Source organism: Aeromonas sp. QDB30 (genome assembly GCF_027707645.1).
Classification (GTDB): domain Bacteria; phylum Pseudomonadota; class Gammaproteobacteria; order Enterobacterales; family Aeromonadaceae; genus Aeromonas; species Aeromonas caviae.
This window is the reverse complement of the sequence record NZ_JAPCIY010000065.1, coordinates 1-24,261: the sequence shown is the minus strand read 5'-3', so window position 1 is coordinate 24,261 and position 24,261 is coordinate 1. Positions and strand designations below refer to the sequence as shown.

Sequence of the window (24,261 nt, the reverse complement as noted above, 5' to 3'; positions counted from 1 at the left end):
GCCCAACTGGCGCAGGCGTTGCGCTTGTTGTTCGGTCGGTTCGAGTCGGAATTTGTAGGCTTTCAGAATTTGCATTTAGCGCTCAGTGTGTAGCATTATTGCCATATCTATTAAGCCCGATTGAGTGACAGAATGCAATTCACTAAAATTAATTAATAACGCCATGCGGCCTACGCTTTGCACGTACACTTGGTGTTTATTACCAAGTATCGAAAGCCGATATTGGGGGATCTGCATCACGCTTCCTTCGGTCAGTGTGCGGCAGAAGTTTGCAGAGATCGTTGGAGGTGATCAAGCAATACATTCAAAACCAGCGGGGCTGACGCCCCGGCGAAATTCCCCTCCCACCTACGTCGGAGGGAGTCCCCTTTCGCATTTAAGATGGACAAGCTTGTTGCTGCCTGTCTGCTCGCCGCCCCCGTCACCGCCAAGGAGTGGAAGACGGTACGCTTTGGCGTGGAGGGGGCCTATCCGCCCTTCTCATGGACCGATGCGTCCGGAGAGATCAAGGGATTTGACATCGATCTTGCCAACGCCCTGTGCCAGCAGATGGCTGTCAGGTGCGAGCTGGTGGCCCAGGATTGGGACGGCATGATCCCGGCCCTGCTGTCGCGCAAGTACGACGCCATTATCGCTGCCATGTCGATCACCGACGAGCGGCGCAAGAAGGTCGACTTCACCGAGAAATATGCACACATTCCCAACCGCTTCGTGGCGGCCAGGGGCACCGAACTGACGCTGACGCCGGAAGGGATGGCGGGCAAGCGCATCGGCGTGCAGCGGGCCACCACCCACGACAAGTACCTGACCGACAACTTCGGCTCCAGCGTCACCATAGTGCGTTACGGCAGTGCCGATGAAGCCTACCTCGATCTGAAGGCGGGACGGGTGTTGGCCCTGCTGGCCGACGCCTCGGCCATCGAACAGGGGTTGCTTGGCAAGGAAGGGGGCGACAAGTTCGACTATGTGGGGCCGGCCCTGACCGACCGTCAATGGTTTGGCGACGGCATGGGGATCGCGGTGCGCAAGGGGGATCCGGATCTCAGGGCCAGGCTGAACGACGCCATCAAGGCCCTGCGCGCCAACGGCAAGTATCAGGAGATCAACCGGAAGTACTTCAAGTACGATATCTATGGCGGTTGATGGGTAACAGTCGGAGGGAGCCTGCTCCCTCCTTTTTCATGCAGCAAGGAGAGACCCCATGTTGACCCTGATCGAGGGTGCGCAGATCCATAGTCCGGCCCCGCTCGGCCAGCAGGATCTGCTGGTGGCGGATGGCCGCATCGCCTGGATGGGCAAGGGACTGACGGTTCCGGTCGACTGGCCACTGACGCGGGTGGACGCTGGCGGCCGCTATCTGGTGCCCGGACTGGTAGACCCGCTCGCCCATATCACGGGAGGCGGCGGCGAGGGAGGCTTCGGCTTTCGCACGCCGGAGCTCTCGGCAAGGGAAGCTCTGGCGGCGGGGGTTACCACGCTCGTGGCGGCCCTCGGCACCGACAGCCTGACCCGCAGCCCGGCCCAGGTGCTGGGGAAGGTGCGCGAGTTTCGCGCCGCCGGGGTGAGCGCCTTCATGTACACCGGCTCCTACCACCTGCCGGTCAAGACCCTCACCGGCACGGTGGAGTCGGACATCATGCTGATCCCCGAAGTGCTGGGGGTGGGGGAGGTGGCCATCAGCGATCACAGGTCCAGCGCCCCCACCCACGACGAGCTGGCGCGCCTGGCGAGCGAGGCGCGGGTGGCCGGGCTGTTGTCGGGCAAAAGTGGCGTCAGCTTCTTTCACCTGGGAGATGGCCGCGGGGCGCTGGCGCCCCTGCGGGCCCTGCGCGATGACACCGACATCCCGCTTCGCCAGCTCTACCCCACTCACTGCAACCGCAATCCCTGGCTCTTTGCCGAGGCCATCGAGTGGGGTCGGGCAGGCGGCTGGGTCGACCTCACCACGTCGAGCTTCCCGGACCTGCTGGATGACGGGGAGCGGCTCGCGGCCGACGCCCTGGTGGCGTTGCTGGCGGCTGGCGTGCCCGTGGATCGCATCAGCTTCAGCTCGGATGCCAACGCCAGTCTGCCGCGCTTTGACGGCGAGGGGCGTCTCATCGAGCTGCGCTGTGGCCAGATAGGGAGCCTGTGGCAGGAGGTGGTGGCGGCCTGCGGCAAGGGGGTGGCGCTGGAGACGGCTCTGGCGGTAGTGACGGCCAATCCGGCCAGGGCGCTGGGGCTTGCGAGCAAGGGTACCCTGGGGGTAGGGCAGGATGCGGATCTGCTGCTGATCGATCCTGATACGTTCGCTATCGAGCGGGTGATGAGTGGGGGCCGGTGGCGCACCTGAATACCGGCGCCTGTCATCCAGCCCGCTCAGTTCATCAACAAAAAGCCCGGCAGCAGTGCCGGGCTTTGTCGTGCCATGGGCTCAGATAGCCAGGAACCCCAGGATCAGAATGGGGCCGAGCAGGCTCAGGATAAAGCCGGAGACGATGGCCACCGGCACCACCTGGATGCCGCCGGATTTCTGGATGACAGGCAGGGTGAAGTCCAGCGCCGTGGCACCGCCGTAGCCGATGGCGGCGCTGGGGTGGCGGCGCATCAGCACCGGGATGATGAGGATGGCGATAAGCTCGCGCCCCAGATCGTTGATGAAGGCGGCGGACCCCAGCACCGGGCCCAGCTTGTCCGCTACCAGAATGCCGGAGAGCGAATACCAGCCAAAACTGGAGCTCATCGCGAGGCCATGGGCAAAGGGCATGCCGAGCAGCTGGGCGGCCAGCAGGCTGCCGAGCCAGCTGCTGAGGATGACGGTGAGCGCGATCTTCATGCCCCAGGGGTTGAGCAGGATCTGGCGCAGGCGCATGCCGGAGTTGCGCATCTGGATGCCGATGAGCAAGAGCAGCAGCATCAGGGCCCACTCGCTCAACTTGTCGATGGGCAGGGCGCGCAGGTCCACCACCAGCCCCAGCAAGACGCCCCCCAACACCACGAAACAGAGCTGGAGGGATTCCCACAACAGGTGCAGCTTGCTCGGCATCTTGCCGTCACTGGCCTCGTGGGTAGGGGGGCTGCGCTTGTCCAGCCACCACAGGGCCAGCAGGTTGCACAGGGTAATGGCGGCGAGCATCACCCCTGCCACCTTGAAGATCACTGCCAGGTTGCTGCCCAGGTTCTCCACATAGGCCAGCCCCAGCCCCATCAGGAACAGGATGAGGTAGACCATCTTGCCCAGGGACTGGTTGACCAGCTTGATCAGACGGGCGGAAGAGAGGGGAACCAGATAGCCGATCACGAGCGGCAGCAGGATCAGCAACACATTGAGCAACATCGGGGCCTCGATCACAAAACGTGGAAAAACGGCACCTTATCACGACTTGTTGCACCTGTGTCACGGATCTGTGCATCAGCATGGCCCATACGGGACTTTTTTATCATATTGTTGTGTTTTTTGATGACAGCCAGCTGTGCACGCAAACGGGGAAAGAGGGCCACATCACCTGAAAAATCAATTTCATCCCCATGAAATGACGAGAGAAGGGGAATCTGCCCGGGTGAATAAAGTCCTTTTGGGTGACATCTGGCGGATATGGTGAAATATGCTTGCTACCAGTGCGCTGCGGGTATAAAAGAGCGGTAGGGAAGGTGCGACAAAAAATGGATTTTATGCAGACAAAGTGCTGAAAAATACTCAATAGGCCAATAAAAATACAGATAAAACACCAAATACCTCGGTTCTGTATTGTTTTTTCACTACCTCAATGATATTTTCGCTGAAGGTTGCCATCGGTTAACGTTTTGTTAAATGGACGATGGTGGAGTCACGCCGAAGCGGCGTCTAGGGACAGACAAGGTTGTAATGGATGAGCGACGTTGCCGCACTGGAAGTTCGTGATCTGCACAAATATTTTGGCACCCACGAAGTGCTCAAGGGCATCGATATGACGGCCCACAAGGGGGATGTGATCTCCCTCATCGGCTCCTCGGGTTCGGGGAAGTCGACCTTTCTACGCTGTATCAATCTGCTTGAAACCCCCTCATCGGGCAGCGTCTCCCTCCACGGGGAGCTGATCCGGATGAAAACCAGCCGTTCCGGCGAACGCCTGCCGGAAGACATGCGCCAGGTGGAGCGGATCCGCAGCCGTCTGGCCATGGTGTTCCAGAGCTTCAACCTCTGGTCCCACATGACCATCATGCAGAACATCATCGAGGTGCCCATCCAGGTACTCAAGGTGCCCCGTGCCGAGGCCATCGCCAAGGCGGAGCACCTGCTCAACCGGGTGGGGCTGTGGGAGCGTCGCGACTATTATCCCGGTCACCTCTCCGGCGGTCAGCAGCAGCGGGCCGCCATCGCCCGGGCGCTGGCGGTGGAGCCCGAGGTGATGCTGTTTGACGAGCCTACTTCGGCCCTCGACCCTGAACTGGTGGGGGAGGTCCTTGGCCTGATGCGCGAGCTGGCGGAAGAGGGGCGTACCATGATGGTGGTGACCCACGAGATGTCCTTCGCCCGCGACGTGTCGAACAAGGTGATGTTCCTGCACCAGGGGCGCGTGGAGGAGGAGGGCAATCCCAAGGAGATCTTCGCCCATCCCAAGTCGGAGCGATTCAAGCAATTCATCTCGTCCATCTATTGATGGACGGGATTCAATTTAAACCATCCGTACTTTCAACGATCGACGTGTTTATCAAGGAGAGATACATGAACAAGCTGATGCTGGCGACTGCCGTGATGACGGCCCTGTGTTCCGGTAGCCTTATGGCCAAGGAGTGGAAAGAGGTCCGGATCGGGGTGGAAGGGGCCTATCCCCCCTTCTCCTGGACCGAGCCGAGCGGCGAGGTGAAAGGCTTCGACATCGACATCGCCAACGCCCTGTGCGAAGAGATGAAGGTGAAGTGCACCCTGATCAAGCAGGACTGGGACGGCATCATTCCGGCGCTGCTGTCGCGCAAGTATGACGCCATCATCGCCACCATGGACATCACCGAAGAGCGCAAGAAGAAGGTGGATTTCACCCAGAAGTACCAGCACATCCCGGCGCGCTTCGCCGCCAAGAAAGGGACCGAGATCCAGCTCGACAAGGCCTTCATGGACGGCAAGACCATCGCCGTGCAGCGTGCCACCTCCATGGATACCTACATCACCGACAACTTCCCCAACGCCACCATCAAGCGCTACGGCACTGCGGATGAAGCCTACCTCGATCTGAAATCCGGCCGTGTCGACTACGTGATGGCCGACTCCGCCGCCATCAGCGACGGCCTGCTGAAGAAGGAAGGGGGCGATGCCTTCGAGTTCATCGGCCCGAAACTGACCGATCCCAAGTGGTTTGGCGAGGGTGCCGGCATCGCGGTGCGCAAGGCTGACAAGGATCTGAAAGAGAAATTCAATGCCGCCATCCTGGCCCTGCGTGCCAATGGCAAGTACAAGGAAATCAACGACAAGTACTTCGACTTCGACGTGTACGGCGAGTAAGCCGACGTCAGGCGAACAACGACAGGTTGATCCCGTCAGTAGTCATCGGGCCCGTTGCCTTCCGCTGGGAGTGACGGGCCCGATTGCGATGGAGCTGCATTGCATATGTTTGATTTGAAAGGATACGAAACCTCTCTGCTGGAGGGGGCCTGGATCACCCTGGAGGTGGCGCTCGCCTCCTTGCTGCTGGCCCTGGTGCTCGGCATGCTGGGCGCCCTGGCCAAGCTCTCTCCCTACAAGTGGGCACGCGGCATCGCGGCGGCCTACACCACCGTCATTCGCGGCATCCCGGATCTGGTGCTGATGATGCTGCTGTTCTTCGGCGGTCAGGTCCTCATCAACGGGATCTGCACCTGGGTCAACGAGGCGTACAACAACTACCTGCTCGAGAGCAATCCGAACCAGGAGTGGGTCTCGTTGCTGCCGGATTACATCGACATCAGCCCGTTTGCGGCCGGGGTGGCCACCATCGGCTTCATCTTCGGCGCCTACATGACCGAGACCTTCCGCGGTGCCATCCTGGCGGTGGACAAGGGAGAGCTCGAGGCCGCGCGCGCCTTTGGCATGCGGGCGAGCCAGGTGTTTGTGCGGATCCTCTTCCCCCAGATGATGCGCCACGCCCTGCCGGGGTTTGGCAACAACTGGCTGGTACTGCTCAAGACCACGGCCCTGGTCTCCATCATCGGGCTCGATGACATGGTGCGCAAGGCGTCGCTCGCGGCAGGCTCGACCCAGCAGCCGTTCACCTTCTACATGGCGGTGGCGCTGATCTTCCTGATCTTCACCGCAGTCTCTACCTCGGCGCTCAAGTGGGCCGAGCGTCACTACGCGATCAAGACGAGGTAAGCCATGGATTTCTCGATCATTCTCACGGAGTGGCCCACCTACTGGGAGGGCTTCTACACCACCATCTGGCTGGTGGCGGCCTCCCTCATGCTGGGGCTCCTGCTGGCGGTGCCCATGGGCATACTGCGCAACAGCCGCAACTGGCTGATCAAGGGACCGATCTGGGCCTATATCTACTTCTTCCGCGGCACCCCGCTGCTGGTGCAGCTCTTCATCATCTACTACGGCGCCGCCCAGTGGGAGTGGCTGAAGAACAGCGCGGCCTGGTCCCTCTTCTCCGAGGCCTGGTTCTGCGCCCTGCTGGCGTTCACCCTCAACACCGGTGCCTACACCGCCGAGATAGTGCGGGGCGCCGTGATGAACATGCCCAAGGGGCAGATAGAGGCGGCGAGCGCCTTCGGCATGACCCGCTGGCAGACCCTTACCCGCATCATACTGCCCAACTCGTTTCGCCGTGCGCTGCCCGCCTACAGCAACGAGGTGATCTTCATGCTGCAGGGCTCGGCGGTGGCGGGCATCATCACCATCGTCGACCTGACGGGGGCGGCGCGGATCATCAACTCCCGCTACTACAGCCCGTTCGAGGCGTTCCTGACCGCCGGCCTGCTCTACATGCTGCTCACCTTCGCCATCGTCTGGCTGTTCAAGAAGTGGGAGGCCCGCTGGCACGCCCACCTGCGCCCCCGCAGCGTGTGACCGCCACCTGCAAAAAAGCCCGCATCCGCGGGCTTTTTCCTGCTCGGTATGAGTCAGAGCATGGTCATTGGTGTCAGCATCTCCTCGGTCAAAAGGCAAAATGCGCTCAGGATGGTCATGCTCAAGGCCCGACAACGCCGGAAGAGAGGGTTTGGCGTTTGCTCTTCTGGACAGAAGCCGATTGCTCATTGTGTTGGCCTATCTTGTTCACCACGGCCATGGCACCCATGTCCAGATGACGGTAGAAGCTGGCATTGAGCTGGGTCAGATGCAGCAATGACTGACGCATCCGTTCGAAGGTCTTTTTGCAAACGGGATCTTGCTTGTGCCAAAACCCTTCCAATGTGCCGCGGGTTGTCAGTCCGTGCAGATCATAGAGGGCTCGCCCAAGGCAGTGGGTGGGCACATGGTGTAACAAGGCGGAGAGGCCAACCGTGCTGTTGATGGTGATGACCCCCTTGAGCAGCGGATAGAGGGTAGGCAGTGGCAGTTCATAACCATAGAACACCCGTCCTTCCAACCCGAGCAGCGTGATAAGTCGGTTGATCTGGGATTGATAGCTGACATAGCCCCGATCCATGGGGTGGTGTTTGAACAGCAGTACATCCTCGCGGCGGGCGTGCTCGGCGAAGGAGTTCATCACCTGGGCGACCATCTCTTCCACCCCGCTCAAATCCGAATGTTCGCGGATCTGAAAGTCTTCGGTGACCTGCAGCGGCACGAAGAAGATATGCCCCTTGTGCCGGGGCAGGGCCTTGAGCAGGGAGTGGTCGCTCCATTTGTGCTTCCACTTCACCAGGCCCCCCGCCACCCAACCCCTGGCCTCCTGATAGAGACTCCAGGGTCTGTGATTGACGAAATGGGGGTAGCGCCAGCGCAACAGGTTCTTGTTGATGTGGTAGCGGCTGGCATACCAGGCACGACGGGCGAAGGTCTTGCCCACTTTCAGCGGTGCCTCATAAGGGGTTGGCCAGGTCATCTCGGCCAGGGAGTCACGTTTGGCATAGAGAGGGCTGAAGGCGTTGACGCCTCCTTGCTCCAGCGTCACAAAGTCGGGACGCAGATAGCCCTCCTCCAAGGCCCAGACGCGGATTTTTTTCAGCTTGCAAATACGGATGGCTTGCTGGTGGTAATAACGGCAATCACCGTAACAGATGAGGCTGTCGATGCCATGGCGCTTGACAAAGCGGCGAAAGAAGGTGTTCCAGGTCTCCGGCTTGCCGGTGAAGCGTTCGTTATGGCCTACGCAGCGCCAGCACTCATCCCCCCCGTTGAAATGGATCTTGTAGACCTCGTGACCGGCGTCGGAAAGCGCCTGGCTGAGGCTCTGAAAGAAGGGGCCCAGCGGTCCTTGCAGCAGCAAAATCTTCATGTACGACTCATCTCATCAACTGGGGAAAGGAAGGGCGTTGCAGCAGGGCTTGCGCCAGATAGCTCAGCTTGACTTGCCAGCGTTGCCAGCGGCTCGACTTGTGGCCGGAGGATTGACCTTGCGCGGCCAGTTGGCGGATCAACTGCTCCGGGCTTATCCAGAGTCCGCTCTGCCAATCGATATAGAGCGGATAGGCTACCAGGGTCAGATAGACCAGTGCCGCCAGGGGGAGTGAGCGCTGGCGCCGGGCCGGGGGATGGGCATCTGTGGTCAGCCCCCAGCCGCTGTAGAAGGGCTGGCCCCAGGTCGTCACCTTGACCCCTTGCACCAGCGCCTCGAAGCCGCTCAGAGAAGTCATGGTGTGCAGCTCGTCCACGTGGGGATAGAGGCTGGTCAGGCCGATATCCAGCACCTGGCTGTCCACGCACTCCGCCAGGCAGGCCGCAGAAATAGCCCCGGCCCGATTGCCCGCCACCACATCCGGGTGGGGTTTGTAGAGGATGTGGGCCTCTGGTTTGGCGGCGCGCACCGCCCAGAGCAACTGCTCGTTGCTGCGAATGGTCGGGCTGCCGGTCAGGATGGAGGCATCCCCATCCACCTGGCCCACCACCAGCACCAGGGGACGGCCATCGGCGGGGGGCGTGAAGTGCGCCGGGGCGCCGACATTGTATTTGCTCACCTTGTTTTCGCGCAGCAGGGTGAGCAGTTGCTCACCCCGGTCGAGCTGTGACTGGGTCAGCTCCTGGTAATTGAGCAACTGCTCGAGCCCGCTGGGACTTCGGCTGTCGAAATAGATCCCGACCGGATCCAGCGACAGGGAAGAGGGGCGACACAGGTTGGAGCCAAGCCCCTTGGAGCGGATAAAGCCATCTTCCACCCGAATAGCCGAGGTGAGCTCGGGGTAACGACTGCCCCACACCAGCACTTGCTCGTCACCGGTCAGCCGTTTTGGCGGCTTGCGCACAAAGCAGAGTTCCTCGGCCAGGGGCCGGCAGAAGGCCTGCATAAAGGCGCGCTTCCACAAGGAGAACCCCACCAGATAGAGCCTGCGCCAGCGGGGAGCGGCCTTCTGCTGGCGGGCGATGATGGCGATCACCTCTTCCACCTCGCAGCGTTGACCAAGCACGGGATCCAGATAGCGGGGATAGCAGATCAGCGCCGCCGCCACCAGTTGGGCCAGTGACACCTGAACGTTGCGGCGTTTACACGATTTGCTGTCCTGGGTCAGGCCCCAACCCGCATAAAACGGCATGCCGAAGCAATACACCGATTTGCCGAGCAGCAGCGCCTCGAAGCCGAGCTGGGATGACACCGTGTAAACGGCGTCCACCAGGTTGAGCAGGGCATGGGGATGACAATGGTCGGCAACGATCTCTACATCGCTCAGTTTCAGTCTGGCCAGCACGCCACGCTTCTTGCCAAAGCGGGTATCCGGGTGGGTGCGAAGCAAGAGGCGGGCATCGGGATGATTGCGCCGCGCCGCCTCCACCATGGCGATAAAGTCCGCCTCGCTGGCCAGAGCGCCGGGAATGGAGAGATCCCCGGCCACCTGATCCACCAGCAAGACTCTGGGTCTGCCATCTTGCAGCAGGCGCTGGGCCAGCGCCACAGGCAGCCCGGCGACATCCTTCGCCGTCAGGTTGGTCGCCGAACAAGAAGAGAGAGAAGCGGGTCGCCCGGCATAGCAGTTGTATTTGGTGACCCCAAGGCGTACCAGTTCATGGACAAGCCGCTCGGCTCGCGCCAGCATGGCGGCGTCGCAGGGGGTGGCGATCAGCTGTTCAAGCTGGCTGGGTTGGCGGGCATCGTAATAGATACCGACAGGATCGGCGATAAGGGACACCGCCTTGCCACCCTTGGCCGGATGGCCGATATAGCCAATAAAGCCATCTTCCAGCTGCCAATAGGGCAGGCCCAGTGACGTCGCTTTCCGCCTTATTTGATAGGTATTGGCCTTTTGACCCCAGCCCACTATCACGTCATTGTCAGCAAACGGCATATTGTCGTGGAAGAGATGTAACTGGCAGCCAAGCATAGGTTCAATATTTGCTTTTCTGGCCAGGATGCCTTTTGAACCTGTCAATAATTTCATTTTTGCTCTACGTGGTAGAAAACTCCCCGTGTCGGAACGGGGAGTGGAATTCAGATAAATAGATCTGCATCGAGTAATGACTTGGCAACGCTGTCTTTTGCGGACGTAATGATATCGCAATCCAGAGCCGGCCATTCAATTGCAATGGAGTCATCATTCCACTTAATGCCTCGATCACTGCTGGGGGCATAATAATTGGTAGTTTTGTACAAGAACTCAGCAGTGTCAGTCAATGTGATAAAACCGTGGGCAAACCCTTCCGGGATCCACAGCTGCCGCTTGTTTTCCCCAGAAAGGTGAACCCCCACCCATTGTCCGAAGGTCGGTGAGCTTTTGCGGATATCTACTGCTACATCAAACACCTCACCCGCGACACAGCGCACCAGTTTACCCTGGGCGTGGGGAGGCAGTTGATAGTGCAAGCCGCGTAATACGCCTTTGGATGATTTGGAGTGGTTATCTTGTACAAAGGTCACGCTACGGCCAATGGCCGCTTCGAATTGTTGGTGATTAAAACTCTCAAAGAAAAAGCCACGGTCATCGCCGAACACTTTCGGCTCAAAGATAAAAACATCGGGGATCTTGGTTTGAATAACATTCATCATGAATACCTGGTGTATAAATGGGGCTGATAGCCCCATGGGGACATTATTACTTCAGCATTTTCAACAGATACTGACCGTAGGCGTTCTTTTTCAACGGCTCCGCCAGTTTCATCACCTGCTCGGCAGTGATAAAGCCTTTGTGGAACGCAATTTCTTCAGGACATGCCACTTTCAATCCCTGGCGATGTTCGATGGTCTGAATAAAGTTGCTCGCCTCAATCAAGCTCTCGTGGGTGCCTGTATCGAGCCAGGCATAGCCACGGCCCATCATGGCGACCGACAGGTTACCCTGCTCAAGGTAGATGCGGTTCACGTCGGTAATTTCCAGTTCACCACGAGGAGAAGGCTTCAGGCTCTTCGCAATCTCCACCACGCTGTTATCGTAGAAATAGAGGCCGGTCACTGCATAGTTGCTCTTGGGCTCGAGTGGCTTTTCTTCCAGAGAAATCGCCGTTCCCTGTTTATCAAATTCCACTACCCCATAGCGCTCTGGATCGTGCACGTGATAGGCAAACACGGTGGCGCCATAAGGCTTGGCTGCGGCTGCCTCCAACTGTTTCTGAAGGTCGTGGCCATAGAAGATATTGTCACCCAGCACCAGGGCACAGGGGTCAGAGCCAATAAACTCTTCCCCCAGAACAAAGGCTTGTGCCAGGCCATCCGGGCTCGGTTGTACCTTGTATTGCAGATTCAAGCCCCACTGGCTGCCATCACCCAGCAACTGCTCAAAACGAGGGGTATCCTGCGGAGTACTGATGATCAAAATATCGCGAATACCCGCCAGCATCAGGGTGCTCAGCGGGTAATAGATCATCGGCTTGTCATAGATGGGCAGCAACTGTTTGCTGACGGCCATGGTGACGGGATAGAGACGAGTGCCAGAGCCACCGGCCAGAATAATACCTTTACGTTTGTTCATAGTACTTGATTTCTTATCTTTGAATTATGTAACCCATCAAAGTGAGTGCGCTTGCATAACACTCATTTTGCGTTTTATCCCTACTGGAGCGTGAAACCGTATACCCACGCTGTCTTTATTTTCTTATTTTTCGATGATCTCGGTCAGCATTCGCTCGACACCGACAGTCCAGTCCGGCAGGCGCAGATTGAAGGTGCGCTGGAACTTGGTGGTATCGAGTCGCGAGTTATGGGGACGTTTGGCCGGCGTTGGAAACGCGCTGGTCGGTACGGCATTGACGTGTGTGACCGCCAGTTCAACCCCGGCAGCCCTCGCTTTGGCAAACACCAGCTGGGCATAGTCAAACCAGGTCGTGGTGCCGGAGGCAATCAGGTGATAGAGACCCGCCACCTCAGGTTTAGCTTGCGCCGTGCGGATCGCATGAGCGGTACAGTCGGCCAGCAACTCGGCACCGGTCGGGGCGCCGAACTGGTCATTAATGATCGACATCTCGCTACGCTCTTTGCCAAAACGCAGCATGGTCTTGGCAAAGTTGGCGCCACGGGCGGCGTAGACCCAGCTGGTGCGGAAGATCAGGTGACGAGCGCAGAGAGCTGCCCCCTGTTCCCCTGCCAGCTTGGTTTCACCGTAGACGTTGAGCGGAGCTGTCTCATCGCTCTCGACCCAAGGATGTTCGCCACTGCCATCGAATACGTAATCGGTGGAGTAGTGCACCAGCCAGGCACCCAACGCCTCAGCTTCTTTGGCAATCGCAGCCACGCTGGTGGCGTTGAGCAGTTCGGCGAATTCCCGCTCGCTTTCCGCCTTGTCGACGGCGGTGTGAGCCGCAGCATTGACAATCACATCCGGCTTGAGCAGGCGAACCGTGTCGGCTACCCCTGCCGGGTTGCTGAAATCACCACAATAATCGGTGGAATCGAAGTCGACGGCGGTGACTCGGCCCAACGGAGCGAGTGAGCGCTGCAACTCCCAGCCTACCTGGCCATTCTTGCCAAACAACAGGATATGCATCAGGCACGCTCCCCGTAGTTTTGCTCGATCCAGGACTGATAGGCCCCGCTCTTGACGTTGCCGACCCACTGCTGGTTGTCCAGGTACCACAGCACGGTTTTGCGGATACCGGATTCGAAGGTCTCTTGTGGTTGCCAATCCAGCTCGGCGCTCATCTTGCTGGCATCGATGGCATAACGACGGTCGTGACCGGGGCGGTCGGCCACATAAGTGATTTGATCACGATAGGAGCCGGCTTTTGGCACCATCTCATCGAGCAGATCGCAGATGGTGTGCACCACCTCCAGGTTCTGTTTCTCGTTGTGTCCACCGATGTTGTAGGTCTCACCCATTACGCCAGTGGTGACCACGGTATACAGTGCACGGGCATGGTCTTCCACATAGAGCCAGTCGCGGATCTGGTCGCCCTTGCCATAGACAGGCAGCGGCTTGCCATCCAGAGCATTCAGGATCACCAGCGGGATCAGCTTCTCGGGGAAGTGATAGGGGCCATAGTTGTTGGAGCAGTTGGTGACCACGGTCGGCAGACCGTAGGTACGGCGCCAGGCGCGTACCAGATGGTCGCTCGATGCCTTGGAGGCAGAGTAGGGGCTGCTGGGGGCATAAGGGGTGGTCTCGGTAAAGAGCGGCAGCGCCACGCCGGGGGCGGCTTCATCCGGGTGGGGCAGGTCGCCATACACCTCGTCGGTGGAGATATGGTGGAAGCGGAACGCCGCCTTGCGCGCCTCGTCCAGGCTATTCCAATACGCACGAGCCGCTTCCAGCAACATATAGGTGCCGACGATATTGGTCTCGATAAAATCGGCAGGGCCGGTGATGGAGCGATCGACGTGACTCTCTGCCGCCAGATGCATCACGGCATCGGGTTGATGCGCGGCAAACACCCGATCCAGCTCGGCGCGGTTGCAGATATCTACCTGCTCGAAGGCATAGCGAGCGCTGGCTGAAACCTCTGCCAAGGACTCCAGATTACCGGCATAGGTTAGCTTGTCGAGGTTGACCACTGAGTCTTGGGTATGCTGGATGATATGGCGAACAACCGCAGAACCGATAAAACCGGCACCACCAGTCACAAGGATTTTCATATCGTTTCTCTCTTTTTTCTGCGCTTAAGGGGTTAATAAAGATTTAAGTTGCTCTATTTCTGTATCTTTCTGGGCGAGCTTATTCTCATAAGATTGAACTACCAAGTCCAATCTTTTTTGAATGTCTGCGACTTGGTTTTTATATTTTTCCTGAATTTTAAAGTCTTCGGGGGTGAAATCTGTGTCTTGATTGCCATGAATGTTTGTGTAAATATTTTTCAGTGTTTTATCAGAGCAAAAAGACATCCTTTGAATGTTATTTACATAAATATCGCCTTTTGCGAACACAGCGATATAATCACTCCATCTGTCTTCTTGCAAATGAGAGAACTGTGCGCTGGTAAATGACTCCAGTAGCGTTACACCATAGCCACAACGACGCCCCCAAGTTTCTAGAGCCTTTCCTGAATCAGGGTAAAAGCGCCAGCAGTCGACAGGGTATCTATGTATGTATCCGTTACTTGGAACATTCATATAGATAAGGCCACCAGGCTTCAAAATTCTTAGCATTTCACTGAATGAGAGCCAAAATAGCTCTGAATGCTCAAGGCAGGAGCTGGTCACGACAACATCGGTAGATGCATCTTCTACAGGGAGCCGGTAAGGATCGCTGATCAAGATATCAACACCTTTCCCTTGGGTAAAGTCCAAGCCAGTATAGATAATATTATCTTTGCATACAAAGAAATCTCTGATACTACCATTCACATCTTGCGAACCTATCTCAATTATATTGAGAGGTTCTGAAATATCTTTAATGTAAGTATCGAAGAATTTTTTGCCAAAATATAGAGCGGATGGATGCATAAAACCCTACTTAAATAATGGTGTGGCGGCAAATTCAGTTTTAACATATCAGGTTGCTGGCACAAGGAGATGGTAATGCCAAACATACTGGTAAATATATTTTACTTGATTGGAATCAACGATTAGCAAGAGCGCAAGGCAGATTGCTTGGCATTATGTGCTAGTTGCATTCTTTTTTCATGAGAGTGAGACAAGGTTTTAATTGCATTTACCCATAGTTCACTGTCGTTCTCAAGCAAAATACCATCGACATTCTGCCTCACTATTCCTTTATAGGGTGCACGGTTGCTATATATTCCTACCGCGCCCATTCGAACAAAGTCATAGAATTTCACAGGGCCTCTTGCTGCATTGAACGCAGAGTCGAGTAATGGTGCCAATCCAATATCTATACGCTGAGTTTTGGTGTAAACCAAATAGTTTTCCCAAGACATAGGATGGAGCACTGTGACGCGGGGAATGTTGCGATATAGTTTATATATATCGTGGTCGCCAAATATTTCAAACGTGACATTTTGGCATAACTCCATAACGCTATTAATGACATCATACAGCCAAATCTTCTCATCTCTATGAGAACCTGTTCCATGATAAGCCACTCTTAGCATTGGTGTGTGTTCAAGTAGATGGCTAGGTGGTACCGGATTGATAACTGTGGGGTCAAAATGAGCGTATTTTTTTCTCAGGTAAGGGGTTGACACCCAAAACTCATCACAATATGAAGTAATCCATTGGTGTTGAGCGGAAGCTCGTCGTAATATTTTTTTTCGATAATCTTTAGGCAAACGTTGCAATGCTGCTGGGTCTAACAAGTCATCATCCATGAAATAAATGATTCTTGATAGCTTATCAATATCCAACTCAATTTTAGCCTGCCAGTGTGAAGATATAAATCTGATGATGACGATAGCATCGTCAGATTGGATTGAAAGATGACTAAGGTCGTTACCGTCTTTTAGTATTACCTCTATATCTTTAAACTGTGCGGCTATACTCTGTTGAAAATAGGCCAGTGTCGGCGAATTACCTTCATGTAAGATGATCACTCGTCGACATGGACCATGTAATAGAGAGCTAAGACCATGTTCTTTTTTATTTAATTTTCGGTATTTTTTGAATAATACCTTTCTGATCATTTCATCCATGGCAATACCACATTGGGAGCATGACTAAGTGAGAAGTCCGGGCGGTCATAGCTCAAATTGGGATTATAAGCTGGATCGTGCTTCAGCCGCTGCGCCCAGCGCTTCTTCATATAACGCAGTTCCTTTTGTGCTCGCGCCAACTGTTGTGGCGTCACGTCCTTGCCACGAGAGACCGATTCATGGTGATAGAGTTCGGCAAACGGAGTCCAGACAATTCGCCAGCCAGCCTCACCAGCCCGTAGGCAATAATCCACATCGTTGAAGGCAACGGGCAGATTGAGATCATCCAAACCACCCAGTGACAAGAATAGCTCTCGATGGGTCAACAAACAAGCTGCTGTAACGGCAGAGAGCTCCTGCGCGCAAACGGCTCTGCGTTGATAGCCGGGGTCATCAGCGGTGAGGCCTGCATGAAAGTGATCGGCGCAGCCACCGGGACCGACGGCATCGCCACCATGCTGTACTCTACCGTCGCCATAATAGAGCTTGGCACCTACCACGCCGACGCCTGGACGCAGCAGATGAGAGACCATCTCTTCCAACCAGCTCGGGCTCATGACCTCTGTGTCGTTATTGAGCAAACAGATGAGCTCACCACTGGCCTGGCCCACGGCCGCATTGTTAATGGCCGAATAGTTGAACGGATGGTCATAAGGGATCACCCGCACCCCGTATTCCTGGGCAGCATGGGCCAGATAGGCCAGGGTATCGGCCTCGTCACTCTGGTTGTCCATCACCAGGATTTCCAGATTGGGATAGCGTGTCTGCCGCACCAGACTGTCAATGCAGGGCTTGAGATGAGCCACGCCATTTCGAGTGGGGATGATCACCGAGACCCGTGGCAGCTGGGCTGGCAATGGCCAGTGCCAGCGGCAGATCCCGTGGGGCGCAGGGGATAGCGTCACACCCGAAGGCATCACTTGGCTCGCCTGAGCGATCAGCCCATGATCATCCTGCTCTTCACCGGGTTGATGCATCATCAGCACCGGAATATGTGCTATCTGTCCTGCATCCAACTGCCGGGAAAGTAGCAGCCATTGGTGATGACAGCTGACCCGGTCGGCAGGCACGAGAGGTTCACCTTGCTCGCGCCACAGGGCACACCAACCTATGTAGTTCTGGCCGTGCAGCAGTGTTTCATTCCAATCCGGTTTGAAGTGGGGAGAGTGGCGTTTGCCACTGTGATCCAGCAGATCGTGATCCCCGTAGATCCATTTTACATGAGGAGTCATACGTAACTGGTTGGCGACCCAAAAGAGCGCGGCAGGCGCGATCTCTGCCCCAAGGGGGATGGCCCAATGCCAGGTTTCGGCAGTGTGCTCCGACTCAGGTCTGTCAGCGCTCTGCTCCAGCAAGGTGACATGGCTTGTCGGGTAGCAGAGTGTCTCTATGCTGGCAAGGGTACGCTGCCGGGCTGCGGTGTCTCCTTCACCCACCAGATGCAGGCAGACACGGGGCAAGTTGTCCCAACGAGTCAGCAAACGCGTGATCATCTGATGATCACCCGGCTGCAAGGTATCGAAACTGGCCAGCCAGTGCTCGTAGGCGTGCAGGGGCCTGTCATCACGCAATTTGCCAACCAGTTCATATGCCAGAGGAAGATTGGTGAACCACAGATGCCAGGATAACCCCAGTCGCCTGCGCTTTTGAGCATTCAGCTGCCCGTAGAAGGGCCATACCCGGCGCAGACGGCGCCAGAGGCTCTCGATGGACGACACCTGACGAATCTGGCCGACCTCAACCTGGCAATCAGCCCCTTCACTGCTCGCCAACAGGGCGAGTTGACTGGCCCCCTTGGGGAGATGGACCAGCTCTTGCAATGTGCCACGGCGCGTTACGGGCAGTGTTTTTTCATGCCAGCGTCCCTGGCGGCATTGCCAGCGTAACCGGGTTTCCCCCCGTGGCTGACGAGCCTGGACTTTGCCCTGAATAAAGAGCCAGCCAGATCGCAACGAAAAAGAGTCTGGCAGCGTCAAGGGCTGCCAATGGCCATCGCTATGCATAACAAGTTTCACAATCCGAAGAAGAGGGCACCCAGTTTGGCCACAGGCGTGACCGGCAAACGTGGGTAAGAGAAACACTAATGTGGCGGTGTCAACCCATCCATTTCTTCATTCTGGCGCCAAGCCAGGAGCGACCAGAGGGGGAGCCATCTGCAGGAAGGGCTGCGAGTCGCTCGTTCAGGGCGGCCATTTCTGCTTTTACTCTGGGGGCCAGGGCGGCGGCAAGCAGACAAGTCTCATCATTGCGATCATGGGCCTTGAAATAGGCCTTGTGCTTGACCCGGTTCGCGGTGGCCGCACTGCCCCGCAGATGCTTGCCGAGCAGAAACTCTTCCAGTGATTTGACGGCATAGTGATTAACCCTCACCCCGCTCCAGAGCACCTCGGCACTGACTCCGTTGCCATGCTTGGGATGCAGTATCACGTCATTGCCCAAGGCATCGACATAACGGCCATAGCGCAAGTCGGCGTAGTGAGGATTATGAAAACGATTCACCCGCTGTGGCCTCACGACGCTTTTGAAATTGTGGTGAACATTGAAAGATTGAGGCGCGCGCTTGGTAAAACGCTCAGTCACCAGGCCGTCCTCGGCAAACAGCTCGCCACTGGAACCAAAATTTGACCAGTTCAGGGCGAGAGCACTGACGCTCTCATCCTGAAAGCGGGAAGCAAGAAAATCGGTCAGCCCAAGATCATCAGTCAATGGCAATAAAAATTCATCGGCATCGATAAAGGCAAGCAGATCAACCTCGGGGGGGCAGCTACGCAATATACGCTCGTAGGCAGGTAATTGCGGTTTTTGATTATCCAGATCGGGCTGCTCAAATGTGCTCACAATCCCCAATCTGGCGAGAGAGGCAAGCAGTTCTGTACTACCGTCGCGACTACCATTATCGGCAATCATAAATCCGGTCACACCTAATACCCGGTGGTAGGCAATCCACTCAAGCAGACCTGAATATTCATCTTTAATGATGGCAGCAATATAGAGGTTCAATTTATCGTCCAATTGATAATCAGGGTGTAGTGCCGGTTTCATCCTATAGATGAATACCGGCACAAATTAGCGCGGTTGCCTTATATGGTGGGGGAGAAGGTCAACTCCTCCAGCCAGGTAATGAGGCCATCAGACTCCAACCCCAGGGTGATACGGTCGGAGAAGGGCACAGTCATATTGAAGCCACAGCACAACCTGGGGTGATTGTCTGCGGGTTGCTGCAAGATGGCAGCAACAACGTCAGGGCGTTTGGCATTGAAAGCAAAGCTATATGTCGCGGTGCCTGTCTTGATGGCAAGCCGGGGGGAGGTTTCTCCTTGTGCCAGCAGCCACCCCTTAAGCCCGATACGGCCATGGGTGAGAGTGAGCGGCTCTTTGCGTGAGGGTGAGTCGATATGCCAGCGCAACTGGCCACTTTGGGTAACCAGTGGCGATGTTGTCAGGGTGTAGGTGTTTGTCATCCTGTTTTGATACTCGTGTCATTTTATTGTTGTGAGGTGCGCTGGCAGAGTTGACCAGACTCAGGTCATGCCAGTCGCTTTGGGTGCAGAGAGTCTACCCCAATCCGGGGGAGGCGGTCATCCCCTGAGCGCATCCTTGCTTATCTTGTGGCACCAGTCACTCAGTAACTGGGCGCATGTATTCAGGCAGTGTGTGCCGACGAGTCAGGGGGCCTGCTGGCCCTCTTGCCGTACAATGACTTGCCGTCACTCTATCCGGCCAGTGACGGGAGCGCTGGCGCATCCAGCTCGGCAATCGTCTTTTGGATATAAAAAGCGTGCTCCTGATCGCTCGCCTGCAAAGTGTGAAGATAATCCGCGCGCTCCAAGGCCGACAGGGTGAGTATTTTTCGTTTGCAATCGTGCGAGACCGAGTAATTTGACTCTGGCGCTTGCACCAGAAAGCGAGTGGTTATCTCACAGATGACCAAGTCAGGCTGCTCATGCTTCAATACATCATAATCGATGCTAGCACCCGATAAAATATAGACAACTCTGGAGAATACATTAACGAAATATGGAACCAAGTTATGAGAGAAGGAATCGCCGAACACGACAATTTTTTTATTAATAACAGCATCTGGATTGTGATAGGTTTGAATTAGACCTCTGTTGTTAATTCCGTTATCAAATGTCTTGAGTTTTCTAGCAGAAGAAAAATCGGCCTTCATGACTTCTTGATATGTTGTTTTAGAGATTTTTACACCTAGATCACCCTTTGCTTTTATAATCCTGAATTGGAACGGGAAAGGCTCTTTTAATGAAGTGCCGATGCTGTCTAGAATATAGTTGGCTACAATGCCAGCTCCATAATCTGTCCAGTGCGTATCCTGTCTTGAATAAGTACTGTCACCCGCATGACTCAGCGCATCCTTTGGGTAAAGAATATCTTCCATATGGAAGTTAATCATAAACTGCTCCACTGGGGTAATATCTGCTTTCTTATGTGGATAGTATTGTGGGAGAACAAGTTCTTTGGCTGGCGCCAGTGTGAAAATGCGTTTTGCCTTGCTATTATCAATGTATTCATTGAGCGTTGAAAAGTAGTCTCGCCATGAAGAAATGCTCTTTTCAGAGATTAGTTCTTGTCCATTGAATTGCGCTACGCTTTTATTGTGGTCATTATCAAGGAATAGGTACCCTGACTTGCCAAATTGAATTTTTTCGGCAGGTTTTATGTCAATCCTTGCACCCCAAGCTACCCCATCGTTAACAATAAAACCAACGTCAAAACTGCCAGAGAAGGTGATAGGAATGAGAAATCCACATAATTCAACAGCCTCGATGTTTAGGTTTTTTAATACGTCAGGCCTGAATCTATTGCATTTGAATATATCTTCACCATGGCTGTGTTTAATAACAACCTCTACTGGGTTTTTATTGTACAACACCCACCCAGAGAGCTTGATCATTGAGGATGTGAAGAGTCTAATTTCTTCCGCTCTGGGGGTGTCAATGGCAAAAATAAGATTAGGAATACCATGCTTTAATATGGTGACGCTAATCCGTCTGGTAATGAAATTTGACATATCAATTCTCAAGTTCAGTCTCTATCATCGTTCCCCAGTCAGGTCACCTTGGCCATTGTATGCATTGACTGGGGAGTACGGGGATCGATTTGGTAATTAGTCGGATCCAAAAATGTCTCTTGTGTATAGTTTGTCGGCGACATCGGCCAGTTCGCCGGCCATGCGGTTGCACAGAATGATGTCGCTAACGGCCTTGAACTCGTCCAGGCTGCGGATGACCCGGGAGTGGAAGAAGGTCTCTTCTTTGAAGGTGGGTTCAAATATCACCACCTCGATCCCTTTGGCCTTGATCCGCTTCATGATCCCCTGGATGGCAGAGGAGCGGAAGTTGTCCGAGCCCGCCTTCATCACCAGGCGGTGGATGCCGACCACCTTGGGGTTGCGGCGCAGCACGCTGTCGGCAATAAAGTCCTTGCGGGTGGTATTGGCATCGACGATGGCACGGATCAGGTTGTTGGGCACCTGGTGGTAGTTGGCCAGCAACTGCTTGGTGTCCTTGGGCAGGCAGTAACCGCCGTAGCCAAAGGAGGGGTTGTTGTAGTGGCTGCCGATGCGCGGATCCAGGCCAATCCCTTCGATGATCTGGCGGCTGTCAAGGCCATGAGCCTGGGCATAGGTGTCCAGCTCGTTGAAATAGGCCACCCGCATGGCCAGATAGGTGTTGGCAAAGAGCTTGATGGCCTCGGCCTCTGTGCTGCCGGTCAGCAGCACGGGCACATCCTGTTTGATAGCACCTTCTTGCAGCAACTCTGCAAAACGCGCGGCCCGTTCGCTGCGCTCGCCCACCACGATGCGCGAAGGGTGCAGGTTGTCATAGAGCGCCCGGCCTTCGCGCAGGAATTCGGGGGAGAAGATCAGGTTCTCGGTGCCCAATTCACTACGCATCCGCTCGGTAAAGCCCACCGGAATGGTGGATTTGATCACCATCACCGCCTGCGGGTTGATGGCCATCACGTCGCGGATCACCGCCTCGACCGTGCCGGTATTGAAGTAGTTGGTCTCGGGATCGTAGTCGGTAGGGGTGGCGATGATCACAAAGTCGGCCGCTTCATAGGCCTCGAACTTATCCAGCGTCGCCTTGAGATTGAGCGGCTTGTCCGCCAGATAGGCCTCCAACTCTTTATCGGCAATGGGGGATTGACGGGAATTAATCAGTTCGACTTTTTCTGGCATTACGTCCAAGGCGATCACCTGATGGTGTTGCGCCAATAATACTGCATTGGAAAGACCAACGTAACCGGTCCCAGATATTGCTATATTCATATGATTAAAGTGGCCTGTTAATAGTATGCTTTACATGAATTTCCATTTCATGATGCCCTAACGTTTTTTTAACGTTCAAATCTATAAATGCATAATTTTCATCAATTCTCAGGAAATATTGTCCTTTTGATCCTATCTCAGCGGTCATTTCCAGATTTTAGGCAGCAGTCTCCCTCAGTCTTATCAACTGATCGACTCGTATCAGATTTTTCAGTGCGAATAATATCGCCAACTGATTGTCATTTTTCAGTAACATGTAAACGTAACCTCTCAATAACTGCTTTCGGGACAGTATTATCGGGCTGCAATTTGGCCGCTAGCCCAGCGGCCATGAGGGCACCTGCAACGTCACCGGCTGCTTCGTTGTAACGGGCGAGATCACACCAGCCCAAGAAGCTTGTTCCCTCCACTCCAACTCCCACTCGGGCGACGTCTCGTGCCTCAGTGGCACGTTTGTCTGAAAACAGAATTCTTGCGAGGATCCGGTAGGCATTACCATACCCAGGCGCACTATGTACGGCTAACCTACCATAGGCTTCTGCTTCTTGTAGCCGCTTCAATTTCCACAGACATTCTGCTATCAAAACCAGCATGGCGGGGCTTACTTTTCGCCGCGTGATCGCAAGTTGCGAAACTTCAAGCGCATGCTCCAAATAACTATTGTCTGCGGCTAGCTTCAGCACGGTGAACAGAAATTCATCTTCAAATCCGATCAAGTCCTTTTGAAATTCTGAATCCCCGAGCAAATACCAAGCTCCAGAAGAGACCAGCAAATCCATAAAGTTTCGCTGATAATCTGGAGTTATCTTCTGGAATTTTGCAATCTTTCGCAGGCAAGCTTCCTTAACTGCAATCGAACGCGAGCTTTTCCCCAAGCAGTAAAAGTAGCGAGGTGTTTTGCGGCGATTGCGAGCGAGAATATTGCACTCTTGTGCAGTCAGTGTTCCAGCCAATGCCCCCTCCACAAAAGCGGAAAGTACGCCGATCTCACTCATGTACATACCAATGACGTGTCCAACCAGTGGCATCTTGAAAGGGATGAGATTTGCTTGATCCAAGCGAGCGATATGCTTACGGTCGAGTTCGAACAACGGATCATATGCAACGAAAACGGACCTTGCCTTAGAGGCGCCGATACGCGCATCAGCAAAATCGCCTGACCAATCTTGACTTTGTCCTTCTTGGTATCGAGTTTCCCACGGGACTAGGTGGGGAGCCAATGTAGACTGGGGATTTAACGCAATGACCGTTGCGCCAGGTATCGCGTCAGCGAAGGTCATAGCTGCAAAGCCTCCCATTGAGGAGCCGTACAAAAAAACCTGATCAAACTGGCTCACCAAACTCTGCAAATAGTTGGAACGGAAGAATTCGTGTAGATCTTGTCCTCGATACCACTCAACTGACTTTGGTTTAACGCCAACAACAGCATAACCCCGATTATGCAACCACATCCCGCCCCAGGGTTCGCGAAGACCATCAGGCCGCGGCCGGCTCGGTTGATCTGCATTCTCAAAAGTAAAAACAAGTTTCGTTGCCCCATCCACCGGAATATAGTCAATAAAGTACCCCGGCATGTCACACGAAAGAAAATCTATTCTATTTGCATATTTGCGCTCTGTAGAAAACATATACACCACTTAAAATATACACCACTTAAATCAGGAAAAGCATCGGTGATGCTACTATAGGTTTAACATGGTGTTAAATAGAAGTTATTGAAACTCTATGTAATTATGGCCACCATCGCCGCTTATTGTATACGATGCCAATCTGGCGATATTTACCGTCAATGCGAAACCACTGCCGGACATGTGCGTAATGGTGAATCTATATACCAGCGCCGAAGGCAACTAGTGGTGTAAGTATTCACCGGAACAGTATTGACACAGGAAAAATGAGACGATCGTCTCTTGATCCCACTTTCCTGCTTGCT

At 55.0% G+C, this 24,261-nt stretch carries 23 protein-coding genes and 1 pseudogene; 8 read left to right on the top strand and 16 right to left on the bottom strand.

Features of this window, described 5'->3' with window-relative positions; all coding sequences use genetic code 11:
• A partial coding sequence (locus PG896_RS21240) for a helix-turn-helix domain-containing protein (protein ID WP_257710508.1) occupies positions 1 to 75 on the bottom strand: 75 nt, incomplete at its 3' end.
• A 102-nt stretch (positions 76 to 177) separates the two neighbouring features.
• Here PG896_RS21240 and PG896_RS16560 point away from each other — a divergent pair.
• The 3 genes and pseudogenes from PG896_RS16560 to iadA all read left to right on the top strand — a co-directional run.
• Positions 178 to 279: pseudogene (locus PG896_RS16560) on the top strand (IS200/IS605 family transposase); the annotation flags it as partial.
• A 102-nt stretch (positions 280 to 381) separates the two neighbouring features.
• Entirely contained in the window at positions 382 to 1,143 is a 762-nt protein-coding gene (locus tag PG896_RS16555) for an ABC transporter substrate-binding protein (protein WP_270835953.1), read from the top strand.
• A 58-nt stretch (positions 1,144 to 1,201) separates the two neighbouring features.
• A complete protein-coding gene (gene iadA / locus PG896_RS16550) occupies positions 1,202 to 2,332 on the top strand; it encodes a beta-aspartyl-peptidase (RefSeq protein WP_109111781.1) in 1,131 nt (376 codons plus the stop codon).
• A gap of 81 nt (positions 2,333 to 2,413) precedes the next feature.
• Here the strand turns inward: iadA and PG896_RS16545 are convergent, their stop codons facing one another.
• Complete coding sequence (locus PG896_RS16545) at positions 2,414 to 3,316, bottom strand: lysine exporter LysO family protein (protein ID WP_041215456.1); 903 nt, start codon at positions 3,314 to 3,316, stop codon at positions 2,414 to 2,416.
• 532 nt (positions 3,317 to 3,848) lie between these two features.
• Between PG896_RS16545 and PG896_RS16540 the strand changes: the two genes are divergently transcribed.
• From PG896_RS16540 to PG896_RS16525, 4 genes are all read left to right on the top strand, one after another.
• Positions 3,849 to 4,619: an ABC transporter ATP-binding protein gene (locus tag PG896_RS16540; RefSeq protein WP_010674267.1), complete on the top strand. Its 771-nt coding sequence runs from the start codon at positions 3,849 to 3,851 to the stop codon at positions 4,617 to 4,619.
• A gap of 65 nt (positions 4,620 to 4,684) precedes the next feature.
• Positions 4,685 to 5,458, top strand: a complete 774-nt coding sequence (locus PG896_RS16535) for an ABC transporter substrate-binding protein (protein WP_010674268.1) — start codon at positions 4,685 to 4,687, stop codon at positions 5,456 to 5,458.
• A gap of 105 nt (positions 5,459 to 5,563) precedes the next feature.
• Positions 5,564 to 6,304, top strand: coding sequence for an ABC transporter permease (locus PG896_RS16530; RefSeq protein WP_270835952.1), 741 nt, complete (start codon positions 5,564 to 5,566; stop codon positions 6,302 to 6,304).
• A gap of 3 nt (positions 6,305 to 6,307) precedes the next feature.
• Entirely contained in the window at positions 6,308 to 7,000 is a 693-nt protein-coding gene (locus tag PG896_RS16525) for an ABC transporter permease (protein WP_042079229.1), read from the top strand.
• Positions 7,001 to 7,121: 121 nt separating this feature from the next.
• On the opposite strand, the gene PG896_RS16520 is transcribed toward PG896_RS16525, so the two are convergent.
• The 14 genes from PG896_RS16520 to PG896_RS16450 all read right to left on the bottom strand — a co-directional run bounded on the left by PG896_RS16520 (position 7,122) and on the right by PG896_RS16450 (position 23,956).
• On the bottom strand, positions 7,122 to 8,372 hold the full coding sequence (locus PG896_RS16520; RefSeq protein WP_270835951.1) for a capsular biosynthesis protein: 1,251 nt from the start codon (positions 8,370 to 8,372) through the stop codon (positions 7,122 to 7,124).
• Between the two features lie 7 nt (positions 8,373 to 8,379).
• A complete protein-coding gene (locus PG896_RS16515) occupies positions 8,380 to 10,371 on the bottom strand; it encodes a capsular polysaccharide biosynthesis protein (RefSeq protein WP_442866197.1) in 1,992 nt (663 codons plus the stop codon).
• A gap of 143 nt (positions 10,372 to 10,514) precedes the next feature.
• Entirely contained in the window at positions 10,515 to 11,066 is a 552-nt protein-coding gene (rfbC, locus tag PG896_RS16510) for a dTDP-4-dehydrorhamnose 3,5-epimerase (protein WP_161470645.1), read from the bottom strand.
• A gap of 49 nt (positions 11,067 to 11,115) precedes the next feature.
• On the bottom strand, positions 11,116 to 11,988 hold the full coding sequence (rfbA, locus tag PG896_RS16505; protein WP_171865836.1) for a glucose-1-phosphate thymidylyltransferase RfbA: 873 nt from the start codon (positions 11,986 to 11,988) through the stop codon (positions 11,116 to 11,118).
• A gap of 123 nt (positions 11,989 to 12,111) precedes the next feature.
• Positions 12,112 to 12,999: a dTDP-4-dehydrorhamnose reductase gene (gene rfbD / locus PG896_RS16500; RefSeq protein WP_270835949.1), complete on the bottom strand. Its 888-nt coding sequence runs from the start codon at positions 12,997 to 12,999 to the stop codon at positions 12,112 to 12,114.
• Positions 12,999 to 14,084, bottom strand: a complete 1,086-nt coding sequence (rfbB, locus tag PG896_RS16495; RefSeq protein ID WP_270835948.1) for a dTDP-glucose 4,6-dehydratase — start codon at positions 14,082 to 14,084, stop codon at positions 12,999 to 13,001. The genes rfbD and rfbB overlap by 1 nt, the downstream gene beginning before the upstream one ends.
• Positions 14,085 to 14,108: 24 nt before the next feature.
• On the bottom strand, positions 14,109 to 14,891 hold the full coding sequence (locus tag PG896_RS16490; RefSeq protein ID WP_257712349.1) for a methyltransferase domain-containing protein: 783 nt from the start codon (positions 14,889 to 14,891) through the stop codon (positions 14,109 to 14,111).
• A 122-nt stretch (positions 14,892 to 15,013) separates the two neighbouring features.
• Entirely contained in the window at positions 15,014 to 16,036 is a 1,023-nt protein-coding gene (locus PG896_RS16485; protein WP_171865840.1) for a glycosyltransferase family 1 protein, read from the bottom strand.
• Complete coding sequence (locus tag PG896_RS16480) at positions 16,024 to 18,039, bottom strand: glycosyltransferase family 2 protein (protein WP_198497490.1); 2,016 nt, start codon at positions 18,037 to 18,039, stop codon at positions 16,024 to 16,026. Before PG896_RS16480 ends, PG896_RS16485 begins: the two co-directional genes overlap by 13 nt.
• Before the next feature lie 91 nt (positions 18,040 to 18,130).
• Complete coding sequence (locus PG896_RS16475) at positions 18,131 to 19,078, bottom strand: glycosyltransferase family 92 protein (protein ID WP_235673885.1); 948 nt, start codon at positions 19,076 to 19,078, stop codon at positions 18,131 to 18,133.
• Positions 19,079 to 19,116: 38 nt separating this feature from the next.
• Positions 19,117 to 19,497, bottom strand: coding sequence for a hypothetical protein (locus tag PG896_RS16470; protein ID WP_270835947.1), 381 nt, complete (start codon positions 19,495 to 19,497; stop codon positions 19,117 to 19,119).
• A 251-nt stretch (positions 19,498 to 19,748) separates the two neighbouring features.
• Positions 19,749 to 21,065, bottom strand: coding sequence for a hypothetical protein (locus tag PG896_RS16465; protein ID WP_270835946.1), 1,317 nt, complete (start codon positions 21,063 to 21,065; stop codon positions 19,749 to 19,751).
• A 96-nt stretch (positions 21,066 to 21,161) separates the two neighbouring features.
• Positions 21,162 to 22,328, bottom strand: a complete 1,167-nt coding sequence (locus PG896_RS16460) for a nucleotide sugar dehydrogenase (protein WP_270835945.1) — start codon at positions 22,326 to 22,328, stop codon at positions 21,162 to 21,164.
• A gap of 239 nt (positions 22,329 to 22,567) precedes the next feature.
• Entirely contained in the window at positions 22,568 to 23,956 is a 1,389-nt protein-coding gene (locus PG896_RS16450) for a tetratricopeptide repeat protein (RefSeq protein ID WP_270835944.1), read from the bottom strand.
• Between the two features lie 105 nt (positions 23,957 to 24,061).
• Here PG896_RS16450 and PG896_RS21235 point away from each other — a divergent pair, with 105 nt between their 5' ends.
• A complete protein-coding gene (locus PG896_RS21235) occupies positions 24,062 to 24,190 on the top strand; it encodes an IS1 family transposase (protein ID WP_442866198.1) in 129 nt (42 codons plus the stop codon).
• The last annotated feature ends 71 nt before the right edge of the window (positions 24,191 to 24,261 follow it).

Bases quoted from the DNA above. Each gene is read 5' to 3' on its own strand.
- PG896_RS16555 (WP_270835953.1), top strand. From the start codon at position 382: ATGGACAAGCTTGTTGCTGCCTGTCTGCTCGCCGCCCCCGTCACCGCC.
- iadA (WP_109111781.1), top strand. From the start codon at position 1,202: ATGTTGACCCTGATCGAGGGTGCGCAGATCCATAGTCCGGCCCCGCTC.
- PG896_RS16545 (WP_041215456.1), bottom strand. From the start codon at position 3,316: ATGTTGCTCAATGTGTTGCTGATCCTGCTGCCGCTCGTGATCGGCTAT.
- PG896_RS16540 (WP_010674267.1), top strand. From the start codon at position 3,849: ATGAGCGACGTTGCCGCACTGGAAGTTCGTGATCTGCACAAATATTTT.
- PG896_RS16535 (WP_010674268.1), top strand. From the start codon at position 4,685: ATGAACAAGCTGATGCTGGCGACTGCCGTGATGACGGCCCTGTGTTCC.
- PG896_RS16530 (WP_270835952.1), top strand. From the start codon at position 5,564: ATGTTTGATTTGAAAGGATACGAAACCTCTCTGCTGGAGGGGGCCTGG.
- PG896_RS16525 (WP_042079229.1), top strand. From the start codon at position 6,308: ATGGATTTCTCGATCATTCTCACGGAGTGGCCCACCTACTGGGAGGGC.
- PG896_RS16520 (WP_270835951.1), bottom strand. From the start codon at position 8,372: ATGAAGATTTTGCTGCTGCAAGGACCGCTGGGCCCCTTCTTTCAGAGC.
- PG896_RS16515 (WP_442866197.1), bottom strand. From the start codon at position 10,371: ATGCCGTTTGCTGACAATGACGTGATAGTGGGCTGGGGTCAAAAGGCC.
- rfbC (WP_161470645.1), bottom strand. From the start codon at position 11,066: ATGAATGTTATTCAAACCAAGATCCCCGATGTTTTTATCTTTGAGCCG.
- rfbA (WP_171865836.1), bottom strand. From the start codon at position 11,988: ATGAACAAACGTAAAGGTATTATTCTGGCCGGTGGCTCTGGCACTCGT.
- rfbD (WP_270835949.1), bottom strand. From the start codon at position 12,999: ATGCATATCCTGTTGTTTGGCAAGAATGGCCAGGTAGGCTGGGAGTTG.
- rfbB (WP_270835948.1), bottom strand. From the start codon at position 14,084: ATGAAAATCCTTGTGACTGGTGGTGCCGGTTTTATCGGTTCTGCGGTT.
- PG896_RS16490 (WP_257712349.1), bottom strand. From the start codon at position 14,891: ATGCATCCATCCGCTCTATATTTTGGCAAAAAATTCTTCGATACTTAC.
- PG896_RS16485 (WP_171865840.1), bottom strand. From the start codon at position 16,036: ATGGATGAAATGATCAGAAAGGTATTATTCAAAAAATACCGAAAATTA.
- PG896_RS16480 (WP_198497490.1), bottom strand. From the start codon at position 18,039: ATGCATAGCGATGGCCATTGGCAGCCCTTGACGCTGCCAGACTCTTTT.
- PG896_RS16475 (WP_235673885.1), bottom strand. From the start codon at position 19,078: ATGAAACCGGCACTACACCCTGATTATCAATTGGACGATAAATTGAAC.
- PG896_RS16470 (WP_270835947.1), bottom strand. From the start codon at position 19,497: ATGACAAACACCTACACCCTGACAACATCGCCACTGGTTACCCAAAGT.
- PG896_RS16465 (WP_270835946.1), bottom strand. From the start codon at position 21,065: ATGTCAAATTTCATTACCAGACGGATTAGCGTCACCATATTAAAGCAT.
- PG896_RS16460 (WP_270835945.1), bottom strand. From the start codon at position 22,328: ATGAATATAGCAATATCTGGGACCGGTTACGTTGGTCTTTCCAATGCA.
- PG896_RS16450 (WP_270835944.1), bottom strand. From the start codon at position 23,956: ATGTTTTCTACAGAGCGCAAATATGCAAATAGAATAGATTTTCTTTCG.
- PG896_RS21235 (WP_442866198.1), top strand. From the start codon at position 24,062: ATGGCCACCATCGCCGCTTATTGTATACGATGCCAATCTGGCGATATT.